Below are 5,083 nucleotides of genomic sequence, written 5' to 3' on the forward strand. Positions count from 1 at the left end.
GGCGGCCGGACCGGAGCGTCCCGAAGGGCGAAACGCATTGTTTGAGCCCGAAGGGCGAGTTATGCGTTTCGAGTGGAGGGCCGGACAAGCCCAGGTCGAGCGCGTAACGAAGCGGCCGCACGGCGCCGCCCCGCCCCCGCGACACGTGCACGTGTGGCGCGACGGAAGGGAACAGGCGCCCCCGGGCCGTGGCCCGGCACGGGGACGTGTGCTGCCCGGCGCGCGGAACGGAGCCTAGACCGGCTCCAGGTTGCGCACGAGCAGCTCGTCGAGGTTCTTCGAGGACTTGTTCAGGTACTTCTTCGCCTTGAGCTGCCCGAGCTTGCGCAGCAGCTCCGGCGTCGGCGGGCTCGCCGTCAGGATGATCACGGGCAGCTCCTCGTCCATCGCCTTGAGCACGCCCAGTGTCTGGAAGCCGTCGAGCAGCCCGGGCATGTTCAGGTCGAGGATGACGAGGCTGATCGGCTGGCCGCAGCGGATCGCCTGCGCGAGCGCGCGCACCGCCTCCAGCCCCTCCCCCGCCTCGAGGACCTCGTGGTGCTTCTGGGCGAGGATGTCCCCGATGCGCAGCCGGAAGAAGGGCTGGTCGTCGACGACCAGGACGCGCTTGGCCGGCGGCTCGGCCGCCGGCGGCTGGTCAAAGACCGCCCCGATGCGACCGGTCACCGTCCCGCCGCAGACCGTGCAGACGCTCGCGTCGCCCTCGATCGTGAAGTACTCCTCGCCGAAGCCGCAGTGACAGGGGAAGTCCGCCATCGGCCGCTACCGCTTCCGCCGTTCCTTGAGGAACTCGAGGTAGACCTGCACCGACTTGTCGCCGGGGCTCGCCTTGAGGGCGGTCTTCCAGACCCGTTCCGCCCGCTCGACGAGGCCGCGCATGTAGTAGGTCATCCCCAGGTGCAGGTACGCCGGCACGTACCGGGAGTTGACCTTCAGCGCCTCCTGGAACTCCTGGAGCGCCTGGTCGAAGTCGCCGCGCTCGCGCAACGCGATGGCCAGCTTCGTCCGCAGGTCGGCGAACTTCGGGCCCAGCTCGACCGCCTTGCGGTACTCGGCGACCGCCTCGGCGTGCAGCCCGAGATCGAAGTAGATGTCGCCGAGATCGGCGTGCTGGTTGGCGAGCTTGCCGCGGATGAAGGGGTCCAGCGCGCCCGGGCCGGCCTGGCTGAAGCCGGCGGCCCGCCCGAAGGCCGCGCTCGCCTTCTCGTAGCGGCCGAGGTTGTTGTAGGTGACCGCGAGGTTCAGGGCCGCCTCCGTGTAGCGCGGGTTGAGCTCCAGAGCCTTCTCGAAGGCCTTCGCCGCCCGTCCGAACGCCCCGCGCTGGTGGTAGATCACGCCGAGCTTGTTGAAGACGTCGGCGAAGAAGGGCGCCTCCTCCGCGAGGACCTCGAGGAGCTTCTCGGCCTCCTGGAAGTTCTCCTTCTCGTAGAGCTTGCGGGCGAGCAGGTAGGTCTCGTGGATCTGCTCGGTGCTCCGCTTCGCCGCCGTCATCGCCCCCCCCTCCGCCGCGCAGGCTAGCCCTTGTGGTCGCCGATTTCCTTGAGGTACCGGCTCTGCGGGAAGTCCCGCCGCAGCTGCTCGAAGAGCTGCGCGGCGCGCGCGCCGTCCTGGAGGCGCTCGTAGCAGCGGCCGAGCTCGTAGAGCGATTGCTCGGCGAACCCGAGGTCGCCGTACTCCTGGAGGACGACCTCGTAGCGGCCCGCGGCCGCCCGGTAAGACCCGCGGCGCTCGTAGAACCGGGCGACCGACAGCTCGTGCTCCGCGATCCGCCGGCGCGCGTCCGCCAGCCCCTTGCGCCCCTCGTCCAGGAGCGACGAGCGCGGGTAGCCGCGCAGGAGCGCCTCATAGGCGGCGACCGCCTTGTGCGCCGCCGCCTGGGAGCGGTCGGCGGTGCACATCTGCTTCGACCAGCTGGAGCCGATGCGCAGCTGCGCGTAGTCCGCCTGCGCGTTGTGGGGGTGCATGCGCAGGAACTCGGCGTAGGACTCCGCCGCGGCGGCGTAGTCCTCGTTCTTGAACTGGGCGTCTGCGAGCGCGATCTGGATCGCGGCGTCGAGGTCGGCCCCGCGGTAGGTCCGCGCCGCGGCGCGGTAGGAGTCGATGGCCTCGGGATAGCTCTTCTTGCCCGCGAGGCGGTTGCCCTCCTCGTAGAGCTCCTGGGAGGACTTCTCCCCCGTCTTGCCGGTGGCGCAACCCGCCGCGAGCAGGATCGCGACGACGGCCGCCGCGCGGAAGCCCGGGCGCAGACAACGGAGACTGCTGGCGGTTCCTTGGATCACGGTGCGTTTCTCCTTCATGGCTATTTCCGGTGAAAACGTAACGGTGACGGGCGGTTCTGTCAACTGGTTTCTCGCCGCGCTCCCGGCGGCGGGGGCTGTGCTACGCTGTCCTCGCGACGGGCGGCGGCCCGCTGCGAAGGAGGCGCGTGATGTCGCGGGAGAGACTGGAAGTGCGCATCAGCGGCAGGGTCCAGGGGGTCTGGTTCCGCGCCTCGACGCGGGAGGAGGCGCGCCGGCGCGGCCTCGACGGCTGGGTGAGGAACCTCCCCGACGGGAGCGTCGAGGCGGTCTTCGAGGGGCAGGCGCCCGCGCTCGAGAGCATGCTCGCCTGGTGCCGCGTCGGCCCCCCGGGAGCGCGCGTGGACGCGGTCGAGGTCACCCGCGGCCCGGCGACGGGCGAGCACGACGGCTTCACCATCGTCCGCTGACTCTTCCACGATTGGGCGTGCGCAGCGACAGGAACCCGGAACCTGAACGGGAATGGCAGGGCGCTCAGACGGGGTCAGATGCAAGAAGGGCGACGAAGCGAATGCTGAGGCGGCCTGGCGGCCGCCGCAGGCAGGCGCGAGAAGCCCGACGCCGCAGATGGCCCCGTATCAGCGGCCTGCTACTGGCCCTGCGATTTCTCCTCGGCTTCCTGCCGGCTCTTGCAGTCAATGCACAGCGTCGTCACCGGCCGCGCGGCGAGCCGCTTGATCTCGATCTCCTCGCCGCACTCCTCGCAGATCCCGTAGGTGCCGGCCGCGATGCGACCGAGCGCCTGCTCGATCTTGCGGAGCAGCTTCTCCTCGCGCTCGCGCAGCCTGATCTTGAAGCTCTGGTTCAGCTCGACGGTGGCGACGTCGCCGGAATCGAGCAGGTCCTCGCGGTCGGAGCTCAGATCCCGATCGCCCACCTCGAGGGCACCCGACGTGAGCTTTTCCTTGAGCTCGAGCAGGTGCTTCCGGATCTTTTCGAGTTCCCTCTTTCTCATGGTGCAAGCCTTTCCTGGAAAGTAATGGGCTCCGTGTATAGCACACCTGAACCGGCGTATTCAACCTTCGCGTTGCGCCGTCCTGCGGCTCCCCGGCCCGCGGACGCTTGACACCTGATTCCTGCCGTCGCGACAATGCCCCGTCATGTCGCAGGCATTCCCGAAGGACATGCGTCCGCCTCCTCTCCCCGGCCGGCCGAGGACCCGTCCGTGACGGAAGGCCGCGACGGCTCGCCGAGAAGGGTGCTGACCCCCCGTCGTCTGGTCGGCCTGTGCATGCTCATCGTGACGGCGGGGGTCTACGCCGGTTCGCTGGGCAACGGCTTCACCAACTTCGACGACCTGGACATGATTACCCAGAATCCGCACGTTCGCTCCGGCCTCACGTCGGAGAACGTGCTCTGGGCGTTCGGCAGCTTCGAAAAGGCCAACTGGCACCCGGTGACCTGGATCTCCCATCAAGCCGATGTGCAGCTCTTCGGCCTCGACGCGCGGCGCCACCACCTGACCAGCCTCCTGCTGCACCTTGTCGCCACGCTCGCGCTGTTTCTGGCGCTCGCGGAGATGACCGGCACCCTCTGGCGCAGCGGGCTCGCCGCCCTCCTCTTCGGCGTGCATCCGCTGCACGTGGAGTCCGTCGCCTGGATCGCTGACCGCAAGGATGTTCTCGCGGGAATGTTCTTCATGCTCGCGCTCCTGGCCTATGTGCGGTACGTCCGGCGGCCGGGCGCGGCCCGGTATCTGGCGCTGCTGGTCCTCTCCGCCTTGGGCCTGATGGCGAAACAGATGCTCGTCACCCTGCCGCTGCTGCTGCTGCTCCTGGACTTCTGGCCCTTGCGACGCCTCGACGGGGGCCGGACCGCGGCTGGTCAGGACCGGCCCCGCGTTCTGCGCGTCAAGCCTCTGGCGCATTGCCTTGTCGAGAAGGGCCCCCTGCTGGCGATGTCTCTTGCCGCCGGAGCGATGACGCTCCGCGCGCAGTGGCGCTTCTCCTCTTTGGAGTTGTCCGGCTACCCCTTCGGCCAACGCGCCGCCAACGCCGTGGTCTCAGCCGCGGAGTACCTGGTGAAGTTCGCCTGGCCCGCGCGGCTGTCCGCCTTCTACCCGATGGGCGAGCGGGAGCTGACGGCGCCGCTCGTGGGCGGCGCCCTGTGCATCGTGGCAGGAATCGGCATCCTCGCCGGGCGAAGGGTGCGGTCGCAACCGTGGCTGGCGACAGGCTGGCTCTGGTACCTCGTCGGCTTGACGCCGGTGATCGGGCTCATCCAGGTCGGTGACCAGCGCATGGCCGATCGCTACACGTACCTGCCGCTGATCGGCGTCTTTGTCATGGCGACCTGGGGCATCGGGAAGCTGGCCGCCCGCGCCGCGCTCGTGCGGCCGGCAGCCGGCGCGGCCGTCGTGGGGCTGGCTGCCCTGTTGCCCATCACCCGGATCCAGGCCGGTTACTGGCGCGACGACTTCACCCTGTTTCAGCACGCCGCGGCGACGACGTCGCGCAATTGGCAGGCCTACAGCCACGTCGGGTTTGCGCTGGCGGCCGCGGGTCGAACGTCGGAGGCCCAGCCGTACCTCGACGCGGCGGCACAGCTCAGTCCGTGGTATCGCTTCGGACTGCTCATGCGCAGCGCCCAGGCCCTGGAGCGGATCGGGAATCTGAGCGCGGCGCTCGATCAGTACCGAAAGGCGTCCGCGGTGCGTCCCTCCGACCGCCTCGCCCGCGAGAAGATGCGGGAGCTCGAGGGCGCCGTCCGGGCGGTCGAGCACAGCCCTCAGCCGCCGCCGTGAGCCGCGGGCTCGTCCGCGGCCCCCGCGAGCGCGCGCAGGCCGG

6 protein-coding genes are annotated in these 5,083 nt (G+C 69.7%); 2 read left to right on the plus strand and 4 right to left on the minus strand.

What is annotated here, in order from left to right; all coding sequences use genetic code 11:
* Positions 1 to 234 precede the first annotated feature (234 nt).
* The 3 genes from VI078_11260 to bamD are packed head-to-tail and all read right to left on the minus strand — an operon-like array spanning position 235 to position 2,297.
* Complete coding sequence (locus VI078_11260) at positions 235 to 756, minus strand: response regulator (protein ID HEY5999859.1); 522 nt, start codon at positions 754 to 756, stop codon at positions 235 to 237.
* A gap of 6 nt (positions 757 to 762) precedes the next feature.
* A complete protein-coding gene (locus tag VI078_11265; GenBank protein ID HEY5999860.1) occupies positions 763 to 1,491 on the minus strand; it encodes a tetratricopeptide repeat protein in 729 nt (242 codons plus the stop codon).
* A 23-nt stretch (positions 1,492 to 1,514) separates the two neighbouring features.
* Positions 1,515 to 2,297, minus strand: a complete 783-nt coding sequence (bamD, locus tag VI078_11270; protein HEY5999861.1) for an outer membrane protein assembly factor BamD — start codon at positions 2,295 to 2,297, stop codon at positions 1,515 to 1,517.
* Between the two features lie 131 nt (positions 2,298 to 2,428).
* Here bamD and VI078_11275 point away from each other — a divergent pair, with 131 nt between their 5' ends.
* Positions 2,429 to 2,707, plus strand: a complete 279-nt coding sequence (locus tag VI078_11275) for an acylphosphatase (GenBank protein HEY5999862.1) — start codon at positions 2,429 to 2,431, stop codon at positions 2,705 to 2,707.
* 179 nt (positions 2,708 to 2,886) lie between these two features.
* On the opposite strand, the gene VI078_11280 is transcribed toward VI078_11275, so the two are convergent.
* Positions 2,887 to 3,252 (minus strand): TraR/DksA C4-type zinc finger protein, encoded by a 366-nt coding sequence (locus tag VI078_11280; protein HEY5999863.1) that lies wholly within the window; start codon positions 3,250 to 3,252, stop codon positions 2,887 to 2,889.
* Positions 3,253 to 3,462: 210 nt separating this feature from the next.
* Here VI078_11280 and VI078_11285 point away from each other — a divergent pair, with 210 nt between their 5' ends.
* Positions 3,463 to 5,040: a hypothetical protein gene (locus VI078_11285; GenBank protein HEY5999864.1), complete on the plus strand. Its 1,578-nt coding sequence runs from the start codon at positions 3,463 to 3,465 to the stop codon at positions 5,038 to 5,040.
* Positions 5,041 to 5,083: the final 43 nt, after the last annotated feature.

The sequence above is a fragment of the bacterium genome, from assembly GCA_036524115.1.
Taxonomy (GTDB): Bacteria; JAUVQV01; JAUVQV01; order JAUVQV01; family DATDCY01; genus DATDCY01.

Excerpts from the sequence above, each read along its gene's own strand:
- VI078_11275 (HEY5999862.1), top strand. The coding sequence starts at position 2,429 with ATGTCGCGGGAGAGACTGGAAGTGCGCATCAGCGGCAGGGTCCAGGGG.
- VI078_11280 (HEY5999863.1), bottom strand. The coding sequence starts at position 3,252 with ATGAGAAAGAGGGAACTCGAAAAGATCCGGAAGCACCTGCTCGAGCTC.
- VI078_11260 (HEY5999859.1), bottom strand. The coding sequence starts at position 756 with ATGGCGGACTTCCCCTGTCACTGCGGCTTCGGCGAGGAGTACTTCACG.
- bamD (HEY5999861.1), bottom strand. The coding sequence starts at position 2,297 with ATGAAGGAGAAACGCACCGTGATCCAAGGAACCGCCAGCAGTCTCCGT.
- VI078_11265 (HEY5999860.1), bottom strand. The coding sequence starts at position 1,491 with ATGACGGCGGCGAAGCGGAGCACCGAGCAGATCCACGAGACCTACCTG.